Annotated in this window: 21 protein-coding genes; 9 read left to right on the top strand and 12 right to left on the bottom strand. The window is 74.6% G+C overall.

Translation table 11 applies throughout. The annotated features are described in order from the left end of the window. Positions 1-132 precede the first annotated feature (132 nt). On the top strand, positions 133-486 hold the full coding sequence (locus tag ACWGJO_RS17840) for an SHOCT domain-containing protein (protein WP_452184812.1): 354 nt from the start codon (positions 133-135) through the stop codon (positions 484-486). 167 nt (positions 487-653) lie between these two features. Here the strand turns inward: ACWGJO_RS17840 and ACWGJO_RS17835 are convergent, their stop codons facing one another. Next, positions 654-1064, bottom strand: a complete 411-nt coding sequence (locus tag ACWGJO_RS17835) for an organic hydroperoxide resistance protein (protein ID WP_355266881.1) — start codon at positions 1062-1064, stop codon at positions 654-656. Positions 1065-1233: 169 nt separating this feature from the next. Between ACWGJO_RS17835 and ACWGJO_RS17830 the strand changes: the two genes are divergently transcribed. The 3 genes from ACWGJO_RS17830 (at position 1234) to ACWGJO_RS17820 (ending at position 3457) form a co-directional block, all read left to right on the top strand. Continuing rightward, on the top strand, positions 1234-1707 hold the full coding sequence (locus ACWGJO_RS17830; RefSeq protein WP_359903964.1) for a MarR family winged helix-turn-helix transcriptional regulator: 474 nt from the start codon (positions 1234-1236) through the stop codon (positions 1705-1707). Positions 1708-2072: 365 nt separating this feature from the next. Next, complete coding sequence (locus ACWGJO_RS17825) at positions 2073-2645, top strand: RNA polymerase sigma factor (protein ID WP_359903967.1); 573 nt, start codon at positions 2073-2075, stop codon at positions 2643-2645. Beyond that, positions 2642-3457, top strand: coding sequence for a hypothetical protein (locus ACWGJO_RS17820; protein WP_452184810.1), 816 nt, complete (start codon positions 2642-2644; stop codon positions 3455-3457). The genes ACWGJO_RS17825 and ACWGJO_RS17820 overlap by 4 nt, the downstream gene beginning before the upstream one ends. A 95-nt stretch (positions 3458-3552) precedes the next feature. On the opposite strand, the gene ACWGJO_RS17815 is transcribed toward ACWGJO_RS17820, so the two are convergent. The 3 genes from ACWGJO_RS17815 to ACWGJO_RS17805 form a co-directional block, all read right to left on the bottom strand. Then, a complete protein-coding gene (locus ACWGJO_RS17815) occupies positions 3553-4221 on the bottom strand; it encodes a GAP family protein (RefSeq protein WP_452184808.1) in 669 nt (222 codons plus the stop codon). Between the two features lie 238 nt (positions 4222-4459). Beyond that, complete coding sequence (gene argG, locus ACWGJO_RS17810) at positions 4460-5872, bottom strand: argininosuccinate synthase (RefSeq protein ID WP_452184807.1); 1413 nt, start codon at positions 5870-5872, stop codon at positions 4460-4462. 211 nt (positions 5873-6083) lie between these two features. Beyond that, positions 6084-6743: a rhomboid-like protein gene (locus ACWGJO_RS17805; RefSeq protein WP_452184805.1), complete on the bottom strand. Its 660-nt coding sequence runs from the start codon at positions 6741-6743 to the stop codon at positions 6084-6086. A gap of 280 nt (positions 6744-7023) precedes the next feature. Between ACWGJO_RS17805 and ACWGJO_RS17800 the strand changes: the two genes are divergently transcribed. After that, positions 7024-7734, top strand: a complete 711-nt coding sequence (locus tag ACWGJO_RS17800) for a rhomboid-like protein (RefSeq protein ID WP_452184803.1) — start codon at positions 7024-7026, stop codon at positions 7732-7734. A 94-nt stretch (positions 7735-7828) separates the two neighbouring features. Here the strand turns inward: ACWGJO_RS17800 and ACWGJO_RS17795 are convergent, their stop codons facing one another. The 7 genes from ACWGJO_RS17795 to ACWGJO_RS17765 form a co-directional block, all read right to left on the bottom strand. Then, positions 7829-8209 carry a VOC family protein gene (locus ACWGJO_RS17795; RefSeq protein ID WP_452184802.1) on the bottom strand — a complete coding sequence of 127 codons (381 nt, stop codon included), beginning with the start codon at positions 8207-8209 and terminating at the stop codon, positions 7829-7831. 192 nt (positions 8210-8401) lie between these two features. Next, positions 8402-9304 carry an STM4011 family radical SAM protein gene (locus ACWGJO_RS17790; RefSeq protein WP_452184800.1) on the bottom strand — a complete coding sequence of 301 codons (903 nt, stop codon included), beginning with the start codon at positions 9302-9304 and terminating at the stop codon, positions 8402-8404. Between the two features lie 11 nt (positions 9305-9315). Then, positions 9316-10650, bottom strand: a complete 1335-nt coding sequence (locus ACWGJO_RS17785) for an STM4012 family radical SAM protein (RefSeq protein WP_452184798.1) — start codon at positions 10648-10650, stop codon at positions 9316-9318. After that, the gene (locus tag ACWGJO_RS17780) at positions 10647-11489 is read right to left on the bottom strand and encodes an STM4013/SEN3800 family hydrolase (RefSeq protein ID WP_452184872.1); all 843 of its coding nucleotides are present in this window, start codon (positions 11487-11489) and stop codon (positions 10647-10649) included. The genes ACWGJO_RS17785 and ACWGJO_RS17780 overlap by 4 nt, the downstream gene beginning before the upstream one ends. A gap of 95 nt (positions 11490-11584) precedes the next feature. After that, positions 11585-12709 (bottom strand): STM4014 family protein, encoded by a 1125-nt coding sequence (locus tag ACWGJO_RS17775; RefSeq protein WP_452184796.1) that lies wholly within the window; start codon positions 12707-12709, stop codon positions 11585-11587. A 15-nt stretch (positions 12710-12724) separates the two neighbouring features. Further along, a complete protein-coding gene (locus ACWGJO_RS17770) occupies positions 12725-13660 on the bottom strand; it encodes an STM4015 family protein (protein WP_452184794.1) in 936 nt (311 codons plus the stop codon). A 92-nt stretch (positions 13661-13752) separates the two neighbouring features. Then, positions 13753-14730 (bottom strand): STM4015 family protein, encoded by a 978-nt coding sequence (locus ACWGJO_RS17765; RefSeq protein ID WP_452184792.1) that lies wholly within the window; start codon positions 14728-14730, stop codon positions 13753-13755. Positions 14731-14931: 201 nt separating this feature from the next. On the opposite strand from ACWGJO_RS17765, the gene ACWGJO_RS17760 reads away from it, so the two are divergent. From ACWGJO_RS17760 to ACWGJO_RS17745, 4 genes are all read left to right on the top strand, one after another. After that, entirely contained in the window at positions 14932-15258 is a 327-nt protein-coding gene (locus tag ACWGJO_RS17760) for a hypothetical protein (protein WP_359904002.1), read from the top strand. Between the two features lie 127 nt (positions 15259-15385). Continuing rightward, positions 15386-16504: a DUF6745 domain-containing protein gene (locus ACWGJO_RS17755; protein ID WP_452184790.1), complete on the top strand. Its 1119-nt coding sequence runs from the start codon at positions 15386-15388 to the stop codon at positions 16502-16504. Between the two features lie 114 nt (positions 16505-16618). Beyond that, positions 16619-17446, top strand: coding sequence for a MerR family transcriptional regulator (locus ACWGJO_RS17750; RefSeq protein ID WP_452184788.1), 828 nt, complete (start codon positions 16619-16621; stop codon positions 17444-17446). Continuing rightward, a complete protein-coding gene (locus ACWGJO_RS17745) occupies positions 17443-18660 on the top strand; it encodes a glycosyltransferase (protein WP_452184786.1) in 1218 nt (405 codons plus the stop codon). The genes ACWGJO_RS17750 and ACWGJO_RS17745 overlap by 4 nt, the downstream gene beginning before the upstream one ends. 236 nt (positions 18661-18896) lie before the next feature. On the opposite strand, the gene ACWGJO_RS17740 is transcribed toward ACWGJO_RS17745, so the two are convergent. Continuing rightward, positions 18897-19670: a methyltransferase domain-containing protein gene (locus tag ACWGJO_RS17740; protein ID WP_452184784.1), complete on the bottom strand. Its 774-nt coding sequence runs from the start codon at positions 19668-19670 to the stop codon at positions 18897-18899. Positions 19671-19927 lie beyond the last annotated feature (257 nt).

Here is a 19927-nt window from a genome sequence, read left to right as displayed (position 1 = left end):
TGGGCGCCGCGCCGGGCACCGGACCGTTTTCTCAGGCTTCCCTCATGCCGCTTTCACCGGTGGCGGGCGCACGATGGTGGTAGGCGCTGCTCACCTCGGCGGGCCCCGACGGGGCCGGAGGAGGAGGTCCTGATGAGGTACTGGCACGGACACGGCCACGTCGTGGGTGGCTGGGGCATGGGGCTGATGGCGTTCGGGACGCTGCTGCTCCTGGTGATCGTCGTGCTCCTGGCCGTGGCCCTGTTCCGCTATTTCTCGCGCTCGCGGCAGCCGATCCCGCCCGGCCGGGCGGCTCCGGGCGCGGGTGGATCCGGGGCGGGAGGCCCGCAGGGCTGGGGCCAGGCGGGGCAGGGGAGCCAAGGGGGCGGAGGGACGCCACCGGAGCGGGTGCTCGCGGAGCGGTTCGCGCGGGGTGAGATCGACGCGGAGGAGTACCGGCACCGACTGGAGACGCTGCGTTCGGTGAACGGGCCGGGCGGCGATTGACCCCGGTGGCGATCGGTCCGGTGCCGATCGGTCCGGCGGAGATCGACCCCGGGACGACACGGAGCGGGCCAGCCGCACTTCGGGTGCGGCGGGCCCGTTCCGTCGCCGGGGGCGGGGCCGTGGTCGGCCGGTCGGGGGGTCTCGGTGACCGGCCGATGGCCGGGTGCCTACTCGACGACCAGCTCGACCGGGATGTTGCCCCGGGTGGCGCGGGAGTACGGGCAGACCTCGTGCGCCTGCTTGACCAGCAGCTCGCCGGTCTCGCCCGCGAGGGACTCGGGCAGCTCGACGCGCAGCACGACGGCGAGGCCGAAGCCGGCCCCGTCCTTGCCGATGGACACCTCGGCGGTCACCGAGACCTCGCTGGTGTCCACCCGGGCCTGCCGGCCGACCAGGCCGAGGGCGCTGGCGAAGCAGGCGGCGTAGCCGGCGGCGAAGAGCTGCTCGGGGTTGGTGCCCTGGCCGCTGCCACCGAGCGCGGGCGGCATGGCGAGGGCGAGGTCCAGCTGGCCGTCGGAGCTGACGGCGCGGCCCTCCCGGCCGTTGGCGGTGGCGGCTGCGGTGTAGAGCGCGTCCATGATGGCGTCCCTTCGGGTCCTGGGTGTTCCTGCGGCCGGTGGTCCGGGCGGTTGCCGGTCCGGCGTGCTTCGCGGCGGCCGCTGGGTCGTCGCTGCGCTGCGACCAGTAGAGCACGCAATTCAATTGTGCACAACTCAATGGCGCGATGGTGATCGGTACCATGGGTCCATGACCACCCATTCCGGCATGGCCGACGAGGAGCTGCTCCGCCTCGACCGGCAGATCTGCTTCTCGCTCAACGCGGCCTCCCGTGCCTTCGGAGGCGTGTACCGGGTGCTGCTGCGGGACCTCGGGCTGACCTACCCGCAGTACCTGGTGATGCTGGTGCTGTGGGAGGAGGGCGAGCTTCCCGTCAAGCGGATCGGCGAGCGGCTGCGGCTGGACTCCGGGACGCTCTCCCCGCTGCTCAAGCGACTGGAGGCGGCCGGACTGGTGCGCCGCGAGCGGAGTGCGGAGGACGAGCGGTCGGTCACCGTCCGGCCGACCCCCGAGGGGTCGGCGCTGCGCGAGCGGGCCGGGCAGGTCCCGCGCCGGCTGCTCGCGGCGACCGGACTGCCGGTCGAGGACCTGGCCGCGCTGCGCGGACTGCTGGACCGGGTGACCGCCGCGCTGGACGCGGCGGAGGTGGAGCCCGCTCCGTAGGGGGGTGGAGTGGTCCGTGCTCGTGCGCCGGGGCGGCGCGGCGGCTCGCCGGGTGGGCCGGTGGGTCGGTGGGTCGGCGTGGCGGGCCAGTGGGGCGTGGGGGTCGGGGGTGCGGTCGTGGGGCTTGTCAAGCCACCCCTCCACACCCTGTGATCTGGGTCACATTGTTGCCCCTCGGGCCGGGCTCGTGAGGGCGAAGCGCCAGGTCAGCCACGCTGTTCGGAAGTGAACGGAAACATTCGGCAATTGTCCGCCCGATCCGGTCAACAACCCGGAGCTCCCGGACGGTTACACCACGAGCCCCCAAAGGGCCGTCGGCGTGCCACCCGGTGGGCCGGCCAGCCGACCGATGAAAGGGGGGCCGCGTGAGCACTCCCGGGCCGGGCGAGGAGCGGGGCCTGCGAGCCGACCCGCTCGGCGACCTGCCGAACGACTTCGAGGCCTTCTTCACTCGCGAGAACTCCGGGTACCTCCGTTACGCCCAGCAGCGCCTGCGGCACCGTGAGGACGCCCAGGACGCCGTCCAGAACGCGGGCACCACGCTCTACAAGAACTGGCGCCGGGCCCTGGCCAGCCCCGATCCGCAGGCCTTCGCCTTCAAGATCGTCAAGGACGCGGTCGTGGACGTGCTGCGCGAGCGCCGCCGCACCGAACGCAAGCGACTGCGGGTGATCGCCCAGCGCCGTCCCGACACCAGCCAGGACGAGCTGAACGAGCTCGCCGAACTGGACGCCCTGGACTGGGCGATGGAGGAGCTCGCGCGGGCCGCCCCGGTCCAGGCCGACGTGGTCCGGCTGCGCCAGGCGGGACTGTCCTACCACGACATCGGACGGTCCCTCGGCATCGCGCACACCACCGCCCGCACCTACTACAGCCTCGGACGGCGCCACCTGGAGTACCTGTTGGAGCACCCGGACGACGACGGGGCGCGGACATGAAGGTCGTGGACCTGCTGCGCGTGCACGCCGGTGAGCTGGCCCGGGAGTTCGACGACCACGATCCGGTGGACTTCACGCGCCGGCTGGCCGAGCGGCTCGCCGCCGCTCGACGGCCCGCCCCGGCCGTGCGCGAACGCCCCGCCAGGCCGCCCGCCGGTGCCCGGCCGCCGCACGCGCCGGCCTCGGGGCCGAGCCCGGGACCGGCGGCGGGGACGGGGACGGGGACGGGCGCCGGGCCGGCCACGGGTGCCGGGGCGGGTGCCGGCTCCGGTCCGGGGGCGGGACCCGGTCCCGGGGCGCTCCCCGGGCAGGCCCGGTGGGCCGGAGGGCGGGCGGAGCTGCGGCGTGACCTGCGGCACCTGTGCGCGGGGGTGGCGGGCGCGGTGGAGCCGGGCGAGCTGGCCCTGGACCTCGAACTCGCCGAGAAGACCGCCTTCCGAACCCTGGGCTGCCTGCTGTACGGCATGGGCCGCACGGCGGACGGCGTCTTCTGGTGGCGGATAGCAGCCCAGTACGGGGACCAGCTGGCCGTGCACTGCCTGGCGGTGCACTACACGGCTGAGGGCGAGCGGTGCGACGCGGCCCACTGGGCGGCCCAGGCCCAGGACCTCAGCGCCCCGGGCCGGCTGCCGGAGCTGGCGCCGGACGTCCGGCCGGGCGGGGCGGCGGAGCTGGCGCGGGTGCTGGCGGAGCGCTACGACGGCGAGATCCTGCTGACCGTGCGGGAGGCGGTCGCGGCGCGGCCGAGGGCCGACCCCGGGCGGTTGGCGGTCCGGGCGGTACGGGGGCGGGGAGTGGTGCGGATCCGGTGACCGGGTGCGGCTGCCGGGGCGGCCGGGGTTGGGGGCGGAGCGTGTCCGGGGGAGCGCGCGGGCCGAGGCCGTCGCCGGGGGCCGAGGGCAGGGGGTCAGGTGAGCCCGGAAACGGCGGCGCCCAGGTACTCCGCGCCGAGCAGCAGCGGGACGACGACCATGATCGCCGCGTTGTGGGCGGCCGTCCAGGCCCGCAACTCGCCGAGGGAGCGCCGCACGCGGCCGTCGGCCCGCAGGTGGACCGCGAAGGGCACCAGGGTGCCCAGCGAACCGAGCAGCACCAGCACGGCGGCCGCCATCGCCGCCTCCCAGCCACCGGTCGGGGTGGCGACGATGGAGGCGGCCCCGCCGACGGCCGGGACGAGGGTGTTCGGACGGGTCACGACCAGGACCACGGCGAGACCGGCGGACCGGGCGGCGGACAGCCGGTCGATCGAGAGCAGCCAGACCGGCGGCGCGGTGACCCGGCCGGGGCGCGGTCGCTCGCGCCACTGCCGGGCGGCCAGCATGAGGAGCACGACGCCGAGGGCGAGCTTCAGCCAGGACGGCCAGGTCGGCGTGGTGCGGGTGGGGTTCCACGCGGTTCCCGCCGCCACGACGGCGGCCACCACCGCGGTCAGGCCGAGCAGCCAGCCGGCCGTGAAGGCGATCCCGTTGGCCCGGCCGCGCGGTGAGGCGAGGATCAGCAGGAGGGCGATCAGCGGCAGCGGGGAGAGCGCGACCGCCACCGCGGAGGCCAGCATCGGGCCGATCGCCTCGCCCATCCCCGCACCTGCCCTTCCCGCCGCCGGGCGCCGTCCGCCATTCAGCTACCGACGGGCGGGCGGCGCACGGCCGGTGCCGCCGTTCGGGTGAGGGCGGAGCGGAGCGCGGGTTCGGGCGGGTGCGGGGGTGGGCGCCGAAGGGTGCCGACGGGCGGGTGCGGGCGGAGGGTGAGGCGGAGAGCGACGGAGGGCCGCCGCACCACCGGGGTGCGACGGCCCTCCGCGGGCACGGGCTGCGTCAGTCGGTGCCGGACTCGATCGCCGCGAGGTCGAGCGCGGTGGGGTCCTTCTCGTCACCGCTGCCGGCGGCGATGGGAGCCGCACCGCCCGGGGCGAGCTCGCCGATCAGTCCGCTCCACGGCGCCAGCTGGCCGTTCACCGCGTACTGCTCCAGCTTGCTGCGCGAGTCGGCGATGTCGAGGTTGCGCATGGTCAGCTGGCCGATGCGGTCGTCCGGGACGAAGGCGGCGTCGACGCTGCGCTCCATCGACAGCTTCTCCGGGTGGTAGCTGAAGTTGGGGCCCTGGGTGTCGAGGACCGAGTAGTCCTGGCCGCGCCGCAGCCGCAGGGTGACGCTGCCGGTGACCGGGTGGCCGATCCAGCGCTGGATGCTGTCCCGGAGCATCAGCGACTGCGGGTCGAACCAGCGGCCCTCGTACAGCAGCCGGCCGAGCCGCCGACCCTGGGTGTGGTACGTGGCGATGGTGTCCTCGTTGTGGATGGCGTTGAGCAGCCGCTCGTAGGCGATGTGCAGCAGCGCCATGCCGGGGGCCTCGTAGATGCCCCGGCTCTTTGCCTCGATGATGCGGTTCTCGATCTGGTCCGACATGCCCAGACCGTGCCGGCCGCCGATGGTGTTGGCCTCGTGGACCAGGTCGACGGCGCTGGCGAACTCCTGGCCGTTGATCCGGACCGGGCGGCCGAACTCGAACTCGACGGTGACGTCCTCGGTCAGGATCTCGACCTCGGGGTCCCAGAAGGCCACGCCCATGATCGGGCTGACGATCTCAAGGGAGGTGTCCAGGTACTCCAGCCGCTTGGCCTCGTGGGTGGCGCCCCAGATGTTGGCGTCGGTGGAGTAGGCCTTCTCGGCGGAGTCCCGGTACGGCAGGTCGCGCTCGGCGAGCCACTCGGACATCTCCTTGCGGCCGCCGAGCTGGTCGACGAACGCCTGGTCCAGCCACGGCTTGTAGATCCGCAGGCTGGGGTTGGCCAGCAGGCCGTAGCGGTAGAACCGCTCGATGTCGTTGCCCTTGTAGGTGGAGCCGTCGCCCCAGATGGAGACGCCGTCCTCCTGCATGGCGCGCACCAGCAGGGTGCCGGTCACCGCGCGGCCGAGCGGGGTGGTGTTGAAGTACGTCTGCCCGGCGGAGCGGATGTGGAAGGCGCCGCAGGCGAGGGCGGCCAGGCCCTCCTCGACCAGCGCGGCCCGGCAGTCGACCAGTCGGGCCTGCTCGGCGCCGTACGCGCGGCCACGGGCCGGGACGTCGGCGAGGTTCGGCTCGTCGTACTGGCCGATGTCGGCCGTGTAGGCGTAGGGGAACGCACCGTGCTCGCGCATCCACGCGACGGCGACGGAGGTGTCCAACCCACCGGAGAATGCGATGCCGATCCGTTCACCGACCGGCAGCTTGCTCAAGACCTTCGACATGGATGCACCCTTGACCCGCGTAGCGGGCCCCTGATCTAGCGATGTGTGACGGGAATCGGCGTAATCGATCCGATGCCCGAACTCTGGCATAGATTTGCAGAGCAATGCAAGAGCATACGAAAGCCTGGGTGGCTGCAGAGGGCTGCCCGGCCGCCGCGCGTCGGGCGGTGATCCGGCCGACTCGCTTGGCCGGAGGGACAGTTGGGGCCGATCAGCGGGTCGGGGCGGGTGCCCGGGTGCGCAGCCAGACGGTACGGGAGGCGAGCGCGCCCAGCCCAAGGGCGACCAGGTGGCCGGCGTCGGCCAGCTGCTGATCCAGCGCCCAGGCGGCGGCCAGGGCCAGGGCGAGCGCCGGCAGTCCGTAGCGACGCAGCGGACGCGGGCCGAGCGCGAGGAGGCAGGCACCGGTCGCGACCAGGCCGTAACTGATGCCCACGTCCCGGGCGCGGGAGAGCGCGCCCGGGATGCGGGCCGTCACCATCACCCACATGGCGCCCTCGGTGAGCAGGGTGGCGCCCAGGTGCCCGAAGACGAAGACCGCACCGGCCCGGGCCGGACCCCAGCGCCACTCGGCCAGGCCCAGGACGACGGCGACCGCCGCGATTCCCGCCCAGGACGGGACCCCGTCGACCACGAGGCCGCTGGTGAACAGGGTCCACCACTTGCCCACTTCCATGTGATGGACGTTGCTGCTGTTGTGCCGCACGAACCGGGCCCGCTCGGCATGGCCCTGGCTCGCCAGCCAGGAGGCCGTCACGGTCAGCAGCAAGACGTACGCCGTGGTGAGGCGCAGCCGGACGGCGGCTCTCAGCGCCGGGTGCCGGGAAGCCGCGGGGCCGGTCGGTGTCCTCGTGGCGAGGCGATCGCTCATCGTGCCTGGTGCCCTTGTTCGGCGGTTCCCGGAACCGGCTCGCCCGGTGCGCGGCGGGGAAGGCCGCGGCCGGGACGGTCCGAGCGCCAGCGTACGCGAACGGCCGGAAGGCTCCGGGGCCGGAGGTGGGGGCGGGAGGCGCGGATCTCTCGTGCGGCTACGTCGTGGTGGCAGGACGTTGCGGGTGGCGGGCGACCCGGCGACCCGGCGACCGGTGGCGGCGGGGCCGGGCGGGGGTGAGGGTGAGGGGGATGCTGAGGAGTGTCGCGAGGAGGCGTCGATGGCCGGCAGCACCGTCAAGGGCCCCGAGGCACACCGGCGGCCCCGGTGGGCGCGCGCCGCCCACGCGGTGTGGGCCTACATCCGGCGCGCGCCGGGGACCTACATCTGGCTGGCGATCCTGCTCGTCACCACGCAGGTGATCCGGCACGTCGATCCGGCGACCGCCGACCGCATCCTGGAGCGGCGTTCGACCAACCTCCACCACCTCCAGGTCTCGCCGGTCCGTGTCCTGGTGACCAGTGCCCTGTGGATCGCGGGCGGCGGCTGGCTGTCCTACTTCCTGCTGTACAACCTCTTCCACGTGCCCGCCGAACGATGGCTCGGCACGCTGCGCTGGATCTCGGTGGCAGCGCTCGCGCACGTCGGCGCCACGTACCTCAGCGAGGGCGTGCTCGGCTGGGCGATCCACCACGGGCTGGCCTCGCCGAGCGCCGTCTACACCCTGGACTACGGCGTCAGCTATGCGCTGGCCGGAGTGGTCGCGGTACTCACCTATCTGATCGTCCGGCCCTGGCGGTACCTGTACGCGGCCGGGGTGTTGGTGGTCTACGGGCTGGGCGTGCTGCAGAGCCGGGACTACACCAGCATCGGCCACTTCAGCGCGGCCCTGATCGGCTTCGCCTGCTACCCGCTGACCCGGGACCGCCCGGGTTCCTTCGACCCGGTCGCCTCGGCCCGCACGGTCTGGCGGCGGGCGCGCCGACGGTGACCCACGGCCGCGACGGTGACCCATGGCCGCCGATGGGACGGGTCGGCGGCCGGGTTTGCGGGGCCGTCCGCCGACCGGGCGGGTGGCGGGACGACTACCGGCCGATTCGCTGGGACACGCAGAGGATGTTGCCTTCGCAGTCCTTGAACCAGGCCGCGCGCATGCCCTCGCCCTCGGCGACGCCGTTGACGGTCTTCAGGCCGGGGAAGTCGTACTCCTCGAAGGTGATGCCGCGGTCGCGGAGGCCGGCCATCTCGGTGTCGAGGTCGGCGACCTTGAAGCTGGCCAGGGTGTGGGCGGCCTGACCCCCGCTGGGGGTGTGGTAGACGGTGACCTGGGTGCCGCCGGTGTCGCAGACGAACTCCTCCTCACTCTCCTCGGCGAGCTTGAGACCGAGGGTGTCGGTGTAGAAGGCCTTGGCGCGGGTGAGATCGGCGGCGGGGATGACTGCTTGCAGCGGAGCGTCTCCAAGCATGGTGTTTCGCCTCCTCCCTGTCACCAGGCCAGGGATGTGCGGGTGGTACCGCCCGGTGGGCGCGGAACGGCTTCGGGCTGTGCGCGGGAGATCGCCGGACGTCATGCGGGGCCGGCCTCCGGAGCGAGGTGACCTCGGCGGCGCGGGCGAAGTGAGGCCTTCACCCGGGGTGGCCGGCCGGCCGCGGAGGTGTCACCGGCCGCGTGGCCAGCCGTGCGGCACACGTTCCAGTACTCCCGCACCGAACAGCTCGTACAGCGGCAGGGCCTCCAGGTGGACGTAGCCGATGTGACAGTCGCAGACCGGCAACGGACAGGCCCGCGCCCGCAGTCGGGTGCGGTAGCTGCCGTCGTACAGGTTGCCGAGGACGTCCCGGACGAAGTGGCAGCGGCGCACCGTGCCGTCGCCGTCCACCGACAGCACGGACTCGCCGGTGCGGCACGGCAGCCCGGCGCTGGGATGGGCGTGCCGGCTGTAGCCGAAGTGCGGGTCGAGAGCGGCCCATCGGGCGGCCTCGGCGTCGGTGTAGTCGAGGCCCTCGGCGGCGTTGACCCACAGGTAGACGTCCTCGGAGAGCTCGGCGCGCAGCCGGCGGGCCTCGTCGAGGTGCTCGGGCCGGCCGACGACGCCGACGCTGTACCGCACACCGAGTGCGTCCAGCTCGCGGCACTTGGCGAGGAAGCGGTCACGGGTGACCTGGCCGGGATGGAAGGTGACCCAGAGGGCGAGGGCGTCGAGGTCGGCCTCGGCGAGCCAGCCCGTGCGACAGCTGAGGTTGGTCTGGATCGCGACGCGGCGCACGTGCGGCAGGCGGCTCAGCTCGACCAGCGCACGGCGGTACCAGGACCGCACCAGCCCCTCGCCCCAGGGCGTGAACAGCAGCGACAGGGTGTCGCCGGTTCCCGCGCGCCCGGCGGCCCAGCCGGTGAAGCGCTCCAACGCGGCCCGGTCGGCGCGCAGTTGTCCGGGGTTGTCGCGCCGCTTGGCGAACGGACAGTACGGGCAGTCGTAGTCGCAGGAGGAGAGCGGACCGCGGTAGAGCAGGGTGAGGTCCCGCGCGCCGTCCTCCTCCGGCGGCCGCGAGGCGGAGGGCATGCCGAGGAAGGTCATTTCGCCTCGTACGCCGCCATCAGGGCCCGGACCCCGGGCGAGAACAGCATCGGCCCGACGGCGTCCGAGTGCGCCAGGCCCTCCGGGCTGAGCCGCAGGAACGCCGGGTCGCCGTCGGCGAGCCAGCCGCGCTCGGCGAACCGGGCCAGCTCCGCCGGGAAGTCCTCGGCCGGGGACCCGCCGAACCGGGCACGGTAGTCCGCCAGCGGCATGCCCTCGGCCTGGAGCAGCGACTGCACCAGGTGCCGCCGGCGCGGCTCCGCACCGCCCATCCAGTGGCCCACCTCGGCACGGTGGAAGTCCTCGGTGGCGACGTAGTCGTCGATGATGCCGCGCACCTCGGTGGCGTTCACCGCGTAGTCGAAGGAGTAGTGCAGCCGCGAGGTGTAGGAGCGGGCGCCGCAGCCCAGGCCGACCATGCCGTCGGTCTGGCAGGCGTACTCGCCCGCCCCGGCCTGCGGGGAGGCGGCCCGGCGGAACATCCGCATCGACACCTGCTGGTAGCCGTGGGCGAGCAGGTGGTCGCGGCCGGCCCGGTAGAGCGCGAGGCGCCGGGTGTCCCAGGCGGACCGGCTCTCCTGCTCCCCGCGCCGGGCCAGGCCGGTCAGCGGGCGGACGTACAGCGGGTAGAGGTACAGCTCCTCGGGCCGCCAGGCGAGCGCGGTGTCCAGCGAGCGGAGCCAGCTCGCCTCGGTCTGGCCGTCGATGCCGTAGATGAGGTCGATGTTGAGCACCGGGAACCCGGCCGCGCGGATCCGGCCGAGCGCGGCCTCCACCTCGGCCCGCTTCTGCGGGCGGACGGCGGAGCGTGCCTCGGCGTCGTCGAAGGACTGCACGCCCAGGCTCAGCCGGGTGGTGCCCCGGGCGGCCAGCACCTCCAGCCGGTCGGCGGTCGCGGTGGCGGGCGAGGCCTCCACCGAGAGCGGTACCGCCCGCAGGTCGGCGCCCATCCGCCGCTCCGCGATGTCGCACAGCCGTTCCAGCTCGCCGGCCGTCAGGTAGGTGGGAGTGCCGCCGCCGAACGCGGCCAGCGCGAACCGGGCCCCGTCGTCCAGCGCGGCGCGCACCGCCGCGGCCTGGCGCTCCAGGGCGTCCAGGTAGGCCGTGGTCAGGCCCTCCGGGCTGCCGATCCGGGTGAACAGGTTGCAGAAGCCGCAGCGGACCTCGCAGAACGGGATGTGCAGGTAGAGCGAGAGCGCGTGCTGCGGCTCGCCGGCCCACAGCTCGCGCAGCGGCGGGCGTTCGGGCAGCGGGCGGTAGGCCGTCTTGTGCGGGTACGCGTAGACGTACGACTGGTACGGCGAGTCCGGGTGCGGGGGCGCGGTGGTCATGCGGGGTCCTCGGAGGTCGCGGCGGCGCCCGCCGGTCGGGCGGGGAGGGTGAAGTGCGCGTACGGGACCGTCCAGACCACCTCGTGGCCGATCCGGTGCCCGGTGTAGCCGTCCTCGCCGTAGGCGGTGCCGTGATCGGAGCAGACGATCGCGAAGCAGGGGCGGCGGGCGCTCATGGCGGCGAACAGCCGGCCGATGTGCGCGTCGACGTACTCCAGGGCGGCGGCGTGGCTGGCCCGCGAGTCCCCGTGCTCGCGGGTGGCGCCGGGCAGGTGGAACCAGTTCGGCTGGTGCAGCGCCGAGACGTTCAGGAAGAGGAACAGGGGCTGGTCGGCGGGCTGTTCGGCGGCGACCCGCTCGGCCCGGGCGACCTGCACCTCGAAGGACGTCGGCGAGGCCACGCCGGACTCGGGTGCCCAGTGGCTCTCCTGGAAGAGGCCTGGGAGCACCGAGCCCAGGGGGCCCTGCTTGTTGAAGAACCCCACGCCGCCGATGCACACCGTGCGGTACCCCGCCGCGGCCAGGGCCGTCGGCAGGTCGGGGGCGTCGAAGACCCAGGTGCGCGGGGCGGTGCTCTCGGATCCGGCGAAGCGGGCCGCGAACAGGCGCGGGTGCGGTCCGTCCGGGGAGGCCGGGGTCGGCAGGAAGCCGGCCAGGATCGCCTGGTGGGACGCGTAGGTGAAGCTGCCGGGCGCGTGCCGGCGCTCCCAGCGGCCGCCGGGGAGGACGGCGGCGAGGTGCGGGATGCGGCCGGCGGCGGCCAGTTCCTCGGCGACGTCGAAACGGAGCGTGTCTAGGGTGACGAGCAGCAGGTCGTGGCTGCCGACGACGGCGTTCATGTCGGGGGTGGGAGCGGGGGTGGGAGCGGGGGTCGGGGTGTGGGCCGGGGTGGGAGCAGGGGCCGGGGAGTGGGCCGGTGTGGTGGTCAGGTGGTTCATCGAGCGGGTTCCGTGATCTGGTGGTCCGTCGTCGCGGGCGACGACGGGGAGGGGGCGGTAAGGGCGGCCAGCTGGGCGCTGTAGGTGTCCAGGCCCTCGGCGGGGCCGCCGGGCAGGCCGGTGAGGCGGGGGAGCAGGTCGCCGAAGGCGTTCACCTCGCCGACCAGGGCGCGCCGCCAGCCGGCCGTGGGCAGCACGTCGACGCCGACCATCGGCGAGCCGGGGAAGCAGGCCGCCGCGCGCTCGGCCGTCTCCAGCAGGGCCGGCCAGGCAGGCCCCGCGGCCTCCCGGACCTGGTCGATGCTGCCCCGGGCGCCGCCGAGGTGCAGGTTGGTCATCGGCTGGGTGCTGGTGCGCACCACGGCGTGGGTGGCCCGGCCGGCGACCACCACGACCCGCAGGTCCGCCGAGGCCCCCGACTGCGAGGCCTTCGGGATCCACTGCTCGACGTGCAGGCCGTCCGGTGCCAGGCCGTCGACGATCGCGGCGACCTCCCGCTCGCCGCGGTAGCGGCGCACCCGCAGCGAGTTGTGCAGGCCGCCGTCGGTGAGCTCCACCGAGGTGGTGGCCTGCACTTGCCCGCGCGGCCCGAACTCCAGGGCCATCACCCCGGAGGCGGAGGAGCCGTGCGCCGGCTTGACGAAGACCCGGTGCAGGCCGGCCGCGGCGAGGCGCTCGCGCAGGTGCTCCCAGCCGGTGACCTCGCCGCCGAGAGCCCTGGGCACCGGCACCCCGGCCATGGTGAGCAGCGCGTGCGCCCGGCGCTTGTCGAACATCACGGCGATCTCCTCCGGATCGCCGAGCAGCCGTACGCCGGGCCGGGCGGCCAGCCCGCGCAGCGCGGCCATGACCCCCGCGTACCAGACGGCCGTGCCCTCGACCCTGGTCGGCGCGTAGCCGGGGCCGAGCGCCGGGCCGCGCAGCAGCAGGTCGACCTCGGGCTCCTCGCCGGGCGACTCGATGCGCAGCATGCCGCCCTCGGGCAGCCGGTACCGGCCGCGCAGCACGTCCAGCCAGGGCAGGACGGCGGGCTCGGGCAGTCCGGCGGCCCGGGCGGCGTCCGCGAACAGCGTCACCCGTCGGTGCCCCGGGTTGCCGAGGACGGTCAGTCGCACGGTCATCGCCTCCGTGTCCGGCTACTCGGAGACCGAGACGTAGCGGTCGTCCTCGTCGTCCATCTCGTCCGCCTCGGCGTCGCCGAGGTCGAGCTCGACCCCGGGCAGGGCCTCGTGCAGACGCTCCTGCATCGCGTCGCTCAGGTAGTGGTGGTGCAGGTCGAGGGAGCGCAGGTGGGTGAGCGGCTGGCCCTCCAGCAGGGCGGTGGCGCCCTCGTCGGAGAGCACGCCCATCGAGATGTCGAGCGACTCCAGCCGGGCCACCACGGGGGCGTGGGCGAGGGCGGCGGCGATCTCGTCCTGGAGTTCGCTGTTGGCCAGCCCGAGGTGGCGCAGCTTCGGCAGCCGGGAACCGTCCAGGAACGGTGCCAGGTCGTCCATCGTCGCGTCACCGCCGTACTCGTCCACGCCGAGCCAGAGGGTCAGGCGCTCCAGCGCGGGCAGTTCGGAGCCGGCCACCGCGCGCACCACGGTGGCCGGAAGGCCGCCGGACTCGAAGCGCAGGCTGGTCAGCCGGTCGTGCCGCACCGGCTCCAGGGCGAGGTCTGTGCCGCCGCGCACGGCCAGCGACCGCAGCCCGGGGAAGGCGTTCAGCAAGGGGGTGACGTCGTCCATCTCCAGCCAGGAGATCTCGCACTCGTCGAAGGTCGCCTCGCCGAGGAACAGCGCCTCCAGGGCGGGCAGGCGCCGCGCCTCGGCCGTGACGGCCTCGACGGCGGAGCGCACGGACGTGTAGCCGTCCTGCCACCAGGCGCCGATCACCACGGCGCGGACGCCCGCCGGGTCGACCTCCTCCAGGAAGGACTGCCAGAGCTGGACGAAGTCCAGCTTGGAGCCGTACTCGAGGGACAGCCGCCAGGCGACGGCGCCCGCGGCGGGCCGCGGCCGGGCGTCGTCGGACGTGAACTCGTGGACCGGCAGCTCGTGGAAGCGTTCGATGTGGCGGGAGACGGTCATGGAGGATCCTGGTGGGTCGAGTGGTCGAGTGGTCGAGTGGTCGAGTGGTCGAGTGGTCGGTCGGGCGGGTACGTGCGTACGGGAGGTGACGGTTACTCGGCCACGGCCACGTAGCGCCACCGGTCGTCGGGCTTGCCGGGCTCGGAGAGGTCGACCTCGACCCCGGTGAGGGCCTGGCGCAGGCGCTGCTGCATCTCCTCGGTCAGGTAGTGGTGGTGCAGGTCGAGGGAGCGCAGGTGGGTGAGGGGCTGGCCCTCCAGCAGGGCGGTGGCGCCCTGATCGGTCAGCACGCCCATGGAGAGGTTGAGCGACTCCAGCCTGGCGACGACGGGCGCGTGCGCCACGGCGGCCGCGATGTCGTCCTGGAACTCGCTGTTCTGGAGGCCGAGGTGGCGCAGCGAGGGGAAGCGGGTGCCGTCCAGGAACAGCGCGACGTCGGCCATCGTCGCGTCGCCGCCGTAGTTGTCCACGCCCAGCCAGAGCTCCAGCCGCTCCAGGGCCGGGAAGTCGCAGCCGGCCACCGAGCGCACGACCGAGCCCGGCAGGCCGCCGGCCTCGAAGCGCAGCGCCTTGAGCGCCTCGTGCCGCAGCGGCCGCAGGGCCAGACCGCCCTTGCCGTCCCAGTCCTGCGAGGCGCCGCGCACCACCAGCTCGGCCAGCCGCGGGAAGGCCGTCAGCAGCGGTGTGATGTCGCACTGCTGGATCCAGGAGATCTCGCACTCCTCGTAGGTGATGTCGCCGACGAACAGCGCGCGCAGGGCGGGCAGCCGGCCGGCGGCGGCGACGATCGCCTCCATCGGCTCCTGGAAGCCGTCCGGCTCGTCCGGGGCCCACTGGCCGATCACCAGGGCGGTGACCCGCTCGGTGTCGACGGCGCCGAGGAACTGCTCCCAGCGCTCGGCGAACGTCGCCTCGGACTCGTAGTCGAGCTTGACCCTCCAGGCGGCCGAGGCCGCGTCCGGCAGCTCGACGGCGCCGGATCCGCCCTTCTCCTCGGCCTCCTCCAAGGCCTCCACGAAGTCGAAGACGGGGAGACCGTGGAACCGCTCGATGTGGTCGTTGACAGTCATGCGCTGCTCCTCCGGGATCTGGGCCGAACAACTGTCTACCAGCCGGGACTGACAATCCGGCGGCCGGGTCGCCGCCCGGGCGCGTTGTCAGACCCTTGCTCTATGTTCGGGTCCTGGCTCCGGAGAGTGACCGCGGCAGACGCGGCGGAGCCGTGGGTTCCGGCGTCCGCCGGGGTCCGGCCGTACGGCGAGGGAGGACTGATGTACCGCCAGGGCGATGTGCTGATCGTGCCGGTCGAGGAGAGCGCGGTGCCGCCACGGGTGGCGGGGCTGGCCGTGCAGCCCCGGGACGCGCGGGGCCGGATGGTGCTGGCGCTCGGCGAGGTCACCGGGCACGCCCACGCCGTGGTCGGCCCCGGCGAGCTGCGCCGTGAGACCGGGCCGTTCGGCGCGGGCTGGCTGCACCTGCCCGAGGGCGGCCGGGTGGTGCACGAGGAGCACGCGGCGATACCGCTGCCCAAGAGCTGGTACCGGGTGGTCCGCCAACGCGAGTACGCGCCCGGCGCGGTGCGGGTGGTCGCGGACTGACGACCGCTCCGCCCGCCGTACGGGGGCGGCACGCGGGTGGGGCACGAGGGCAGGGCGCGGCCGGGGCCGCGGAACGGGAACGGGAACGGACGGCCGGGCGGGGAGCCCGGCCAGGAACGGAGCAGGGATGGAAACGGTGATCCACGACGAGGCCCACGGCGATCGGGCGCAGGCGCGGGAGCTGCCCGGGCCGGCCGAGGCGACGGCCCGTTGGCGGGCGGCCGGGGCGGCCACCGGGCCGGCGGACAGGGCGGCGGCCGAGCGTGCCGTCCGGGCCGCCTACCGGGCGGCCGGACTGCCCGAGCCCGCGGCCGTCCGCTGGTTCGGCTCGCCGCTCGCCGCGACCGAGGCGGCCCTGGAGCTGCGGGCCGCCGGCGCGCAGAGCGTGCGTGAGGCCGTGCGCACCCGGCCCTGGGAGGAGGCCCGTCGACGGGCCGTCGAGCAGGTCGGCACCAGCGGGTGGGCGGGCCACTGGGCGCTCACCGGTGGCGAGCTCGGACCGGTCACCACCCCGCTCGCCGACCGACTGCGCAACGCCGTGCTCGACCGGCTCGCCCCCGAGGCCGACCGGGAGGCCGACGCCGCCGTGGCCGAGGAGGCGCGGGACCGCCGCACCACCGTCCGGCTCGCCCTGCTGGACGCCGTGCGCGGTCAGCACGACGCGCCGTGGTTCGCCGCCTTCGAGGCCGCCGGGGCGAGTGCCGACGCCGTCGCACCGCTCGCCGAACTGGCCCGGGAGGCCGGCTGGTGGTGGCCGTACCGGGAGGTGGTCCTGCTCAGCGAGCGGCCGGCCGTCCTGCACCGCGACGAGGCCGGACGGCTCGACCGGGCGGACGGGCCCGCCCTGGAGTACGCCGACGGCTTCGCCCTGCACGCCTGGCGCGGCATGCCCGTCCCGCCGGAGTTCCTGGCCGGCCTGGCCGAGGTGACCGTCGAGCGGATCCGCACCGAGGAGAACGCCGAGCTGCGCCGGGTCCTGCTGGAGCACTACGGCTACGAGCGCTACCTGGCCGACTCCGGCGCCGAGCCCGTCCACCGGGACGAGACCGGGGTGCTCTGGCGGATCGTCCTGCCCGACGACGAGCCGGTGGTGATGGTCGAGGTGGTCAACTCCACCCCCGAACCGGACGGCGCCCACCGCACCTACTGGCTGCGCGTCCCCCCGAGCACCCGCACCGCGCGAGCCGGGGTCGCCTGGACCTTCGGCATACCCGAGAGCGCCTACCACCCGCAGCGCGAGACCTGATCCAGGGTGCCTCCAGCCATCCGGAGCGGGCCCCTGAGCTGCGCGTGTTGACCCTCACCCCACGTCAGGCCGCACGGTGGGGCGCAGCGAACGAACGGATGATCGGAGGGACGCATGAGCTGGTCGGTGGGCCAGGTCTCCGGCTTCGCCGGGGTCACGATCCGGACCTTGCACTACTACGACCGGTCCGGGCTGCTCGCGCCCAGTGAGCGCAGCCCGGCCGGCTACCGGCTCTACAGCGGCGCGGACCTCGCCAGGCTCCAGCAGATCCTCTTCTACCGGGAGCTCGGCTTCCCGCTCGACGAGATCGCCGACATCCTGGCGGACCCGCAGGCCAACGCGCTCGGTCACCTGCTGGCGAGGCGGCAGGCCCTCACCGAGCAGATCGGACGCCTGCAGAAGCTGGTCGACGTCGCCGAGCGGGCCATCGAGGTCCGGCGCACCGGGGTCGAGCTGACGCCGCAGGAGCGCTTCGAGGTCTTCGGGGACGTGGTCTTCGACCTCAGCTACGCGGCCGACGCCCACCTCAAGTGGGGCGAGCGGGACAGCCACCAGGAGGCCCTGGCCCGCGCCGCCACCCACTCCAAGGAGGACTGGCAGCAGCTGATGGCGGAGGCCGCCGAGTGGCGCGGCAGGCTGCTGGAGGCCTTCGACGCGGGGCTGCCGGTCGACCACCGGACGGTGCTGGACCTCGCGGAGCGGCACCGGCAGCACATCACCCGGTGGTTCACGCCCTGCCCGCCGGAGATGCACTGCCGGATCGCCGACGACTACGAGGCGGACGCCCGGGCCTTCGCCCTGGTCGTCCCGCCGGCCGAGCAGCGCCCGGGCCTGGCCGGTTACCTCCGTGCGGCCATCGGCGCCAACGCCGAGCGGCGCGACGCGAACGACTTCGACGGCGACGACCTCGACGGCGACGACGTCGACGGGGCGGCCCGATGAGGATCCTCGTCATGGCCGCCGGATCGCACGGCGACGTCGCCCCCTACACCGGGCTCGGGGCGTATCTGCGCGGTGCGGGGCACGAGGTCGCACTCGCGGCGCCCGAGGCCTTCCGCGAGCTGGTGGCCGGCAGCGGCCTCGACTTCCGGCCGCTCCCGGTCGATCCACGCGGCGCGGGTGCCGCGCCCGCACGCGGGCGCTCCGAACTGCTCGCGCGGGCCGCGGCGTTCATCGGGCAGCTGGGCGACGGGCTCGCGGACGCCACCGCACCCGGCGCCGATCTGCTCCTGCTGAGCACCACCACCGCGCCGCTGGGCTGGCACCTCGCGGAGGCGATGGACGTTCCCAGCCTGGGGGTCTACCTGCAACCCACGCTGCCGACACGGGAGTTCCCTCCGGTCGTCGGGGGCGGCCGCTCGCTGGGGAGCTGGGGCAACCGGGCGGCGGGGGCGCTCGGCCAGCGGGTCGTCGATCGTCTGCACGCCGAGGCCGCCCGCCGGATGCGGTCGCGGCTCGGACTCCCGGCGCTCTCCCAGACCGCGCGCCGGCGGGCCGTGGAACGGGCGCGCTGGCCGGTGTTCCACGGCTTCAGCCCGACCGTCGTACCGCGCCCGGCCGACTGGCGGGAGGCGCTGCGGGTGGTCGGCAACTGGTGGCCGTACGTGCCGGAGGACCACCGCCTCCCGGCCGAGGTCGAGGACTTCCTGCGGGAGGGACCGCCACCGGTGTTCATCGGCTTCGGCAGCATGGCGGCCGGGCAGGGCGAGCGGCTGAGCACCCTCGCGGTGGAGGCCCTGCGGCGGGCGGGCGTCCGGGGCGTGGTGCAGGCCGGCCGGGCCGGGATCGCGGGGGAGGGCGACGACGTGCTGACCGTCGGCGAGCTCCCGCACGCCCGGCTGTTCCCGCACATGGCGGCGGTCGTGCACCATGCGGGCGCGGGCACGGCGGCCGCGGCTCTGCGCGCGGGCGTGCCGAGCGTCCCCGTCCCGGTGATGGCGGACCAGCCGTTCTGGGCCGGTCGGCTCGCCCGGCTCGGTGCCGCCACCACGCCGGTGCGGTTCGCCGACCTGACCGCCGACCGGCTGGCGGAGGCCGTCCGGCAGGCCGTCGAGGAGCAGCGGCTGAGGGAAGGGGCGCAGGAGGCGGCCCGCGCGATGGCGGAGGAGGACGGCGCGGCCCGGGTCGCGGAGGCGGTGGCGGCATTGGACCGGTAGGGGAGGAGCGGACGGGCCGTCGCGGGGGCTCGGTCCAGGCCCGCTCCAGTCGGTCGAGCACCACGGTGGTGCGCAGCTGCGGCGCCACGGGGGCGCAGTGGTCCCCGGCGCCCCGGACCGGCGCTCGGACCTGCGGCCACTGCCGTGAGACGGGGTTCGAGGCCCGAGCGGCGCGGATGTTCGGGATGCCGCTCGTGCTGCGGCCGCGGGGACCGTGCCGGAGTCTTTTCGGGAGGTCAGGTTGCCCGGGCGATCAGGACGGGCTGGAAGAAGCCGGTGTCGACGGGCTGCTCCCAGCGGATGCCGGACAGGCCCGCCTCGGCGGCGAAGGCGCTCAGCTGGTCCTGGGTGAGCGCCCAGTAGGTGGAGCGGCGAACCGCGACCTGCCACTCGCCGGCGTCGTCCGGAAGGAGGCGGAAGAGCTCCAGGTCGTACCGCTCGCCGTCCTCGCGCCACTGCCAGAGCTGGAAGAGGACCGACCGTCGGCCGTCGTAGTCGGCGGTCTGCGGCGACGTGGAGGCGGGCCGGGTGCGGCGCAGTTCGTCGTACGGGCGGGTGGTGACCAGCAGCAGTCCGCCGGGACGCAGGACCCGTCGCATCTCACCGAGTGCGGCGCGGACGTCCTCGGCCGTGAGCAGGTGGGGCAGCGCGTTGTCGGCGCAGACGACGACGTCGAACCGTTCGTCCGGGAAGGGGAGTTTCCGCATGTCGGCGGCGGAGGTGGGAAGCCGGACACCGCGCTCGGCGGCCTCGGCGGTGGCGCGGGCGGCGGAGACCGGGCTGAGGTCGCTGCCGGTGACGTGGTGGCCGAGCATGGCCAGGCCGATCGCCTGGGTTCCGATGCCGCAGGCGCAGTCCAGCACCTCGGCCGGGCGGTCACCGAGGTGCCGGCGGATCAGGGCGTCCAGCGCGGCGCCCTGGCGGGCGACGGAGGCGTTCCAGTCGGCGTAGAGGAGGTGGTAGTCGTCGGCGAACGCGTCGTAGAAGCGGCCGAGGGCGGAGTCGGTCATGGCGTCAGGGTCTCCATAAGAGGCGGGAGGCGGGAGGCGGGAGGCGCGCGGGCGCGGCGACCGGCACGTCCGCCACGGCGCTATCCTCGCCCGGGCACGCCGGTACGGAGTACCGGTTTTCCGGAGCCACCGAGGGGCGGGCAGGGTACGGACACCGGACGGTGACGCCCGGTCGGACGGACCGCCGCCGGTCCCGCTGGTCCCGCTGGTCCCGCGGGTCCCGCCGCTCCGCCGCGACGGCGGCGACCGGCCCGGCC

The organism is Kitasatospora sp. NPDC054795 (assembly GCF_053611565.1).
Note: the sequence above shows the minus strand (reverse complement) of the source record. Positions and strands in the feature narration are given on the sequence as shown.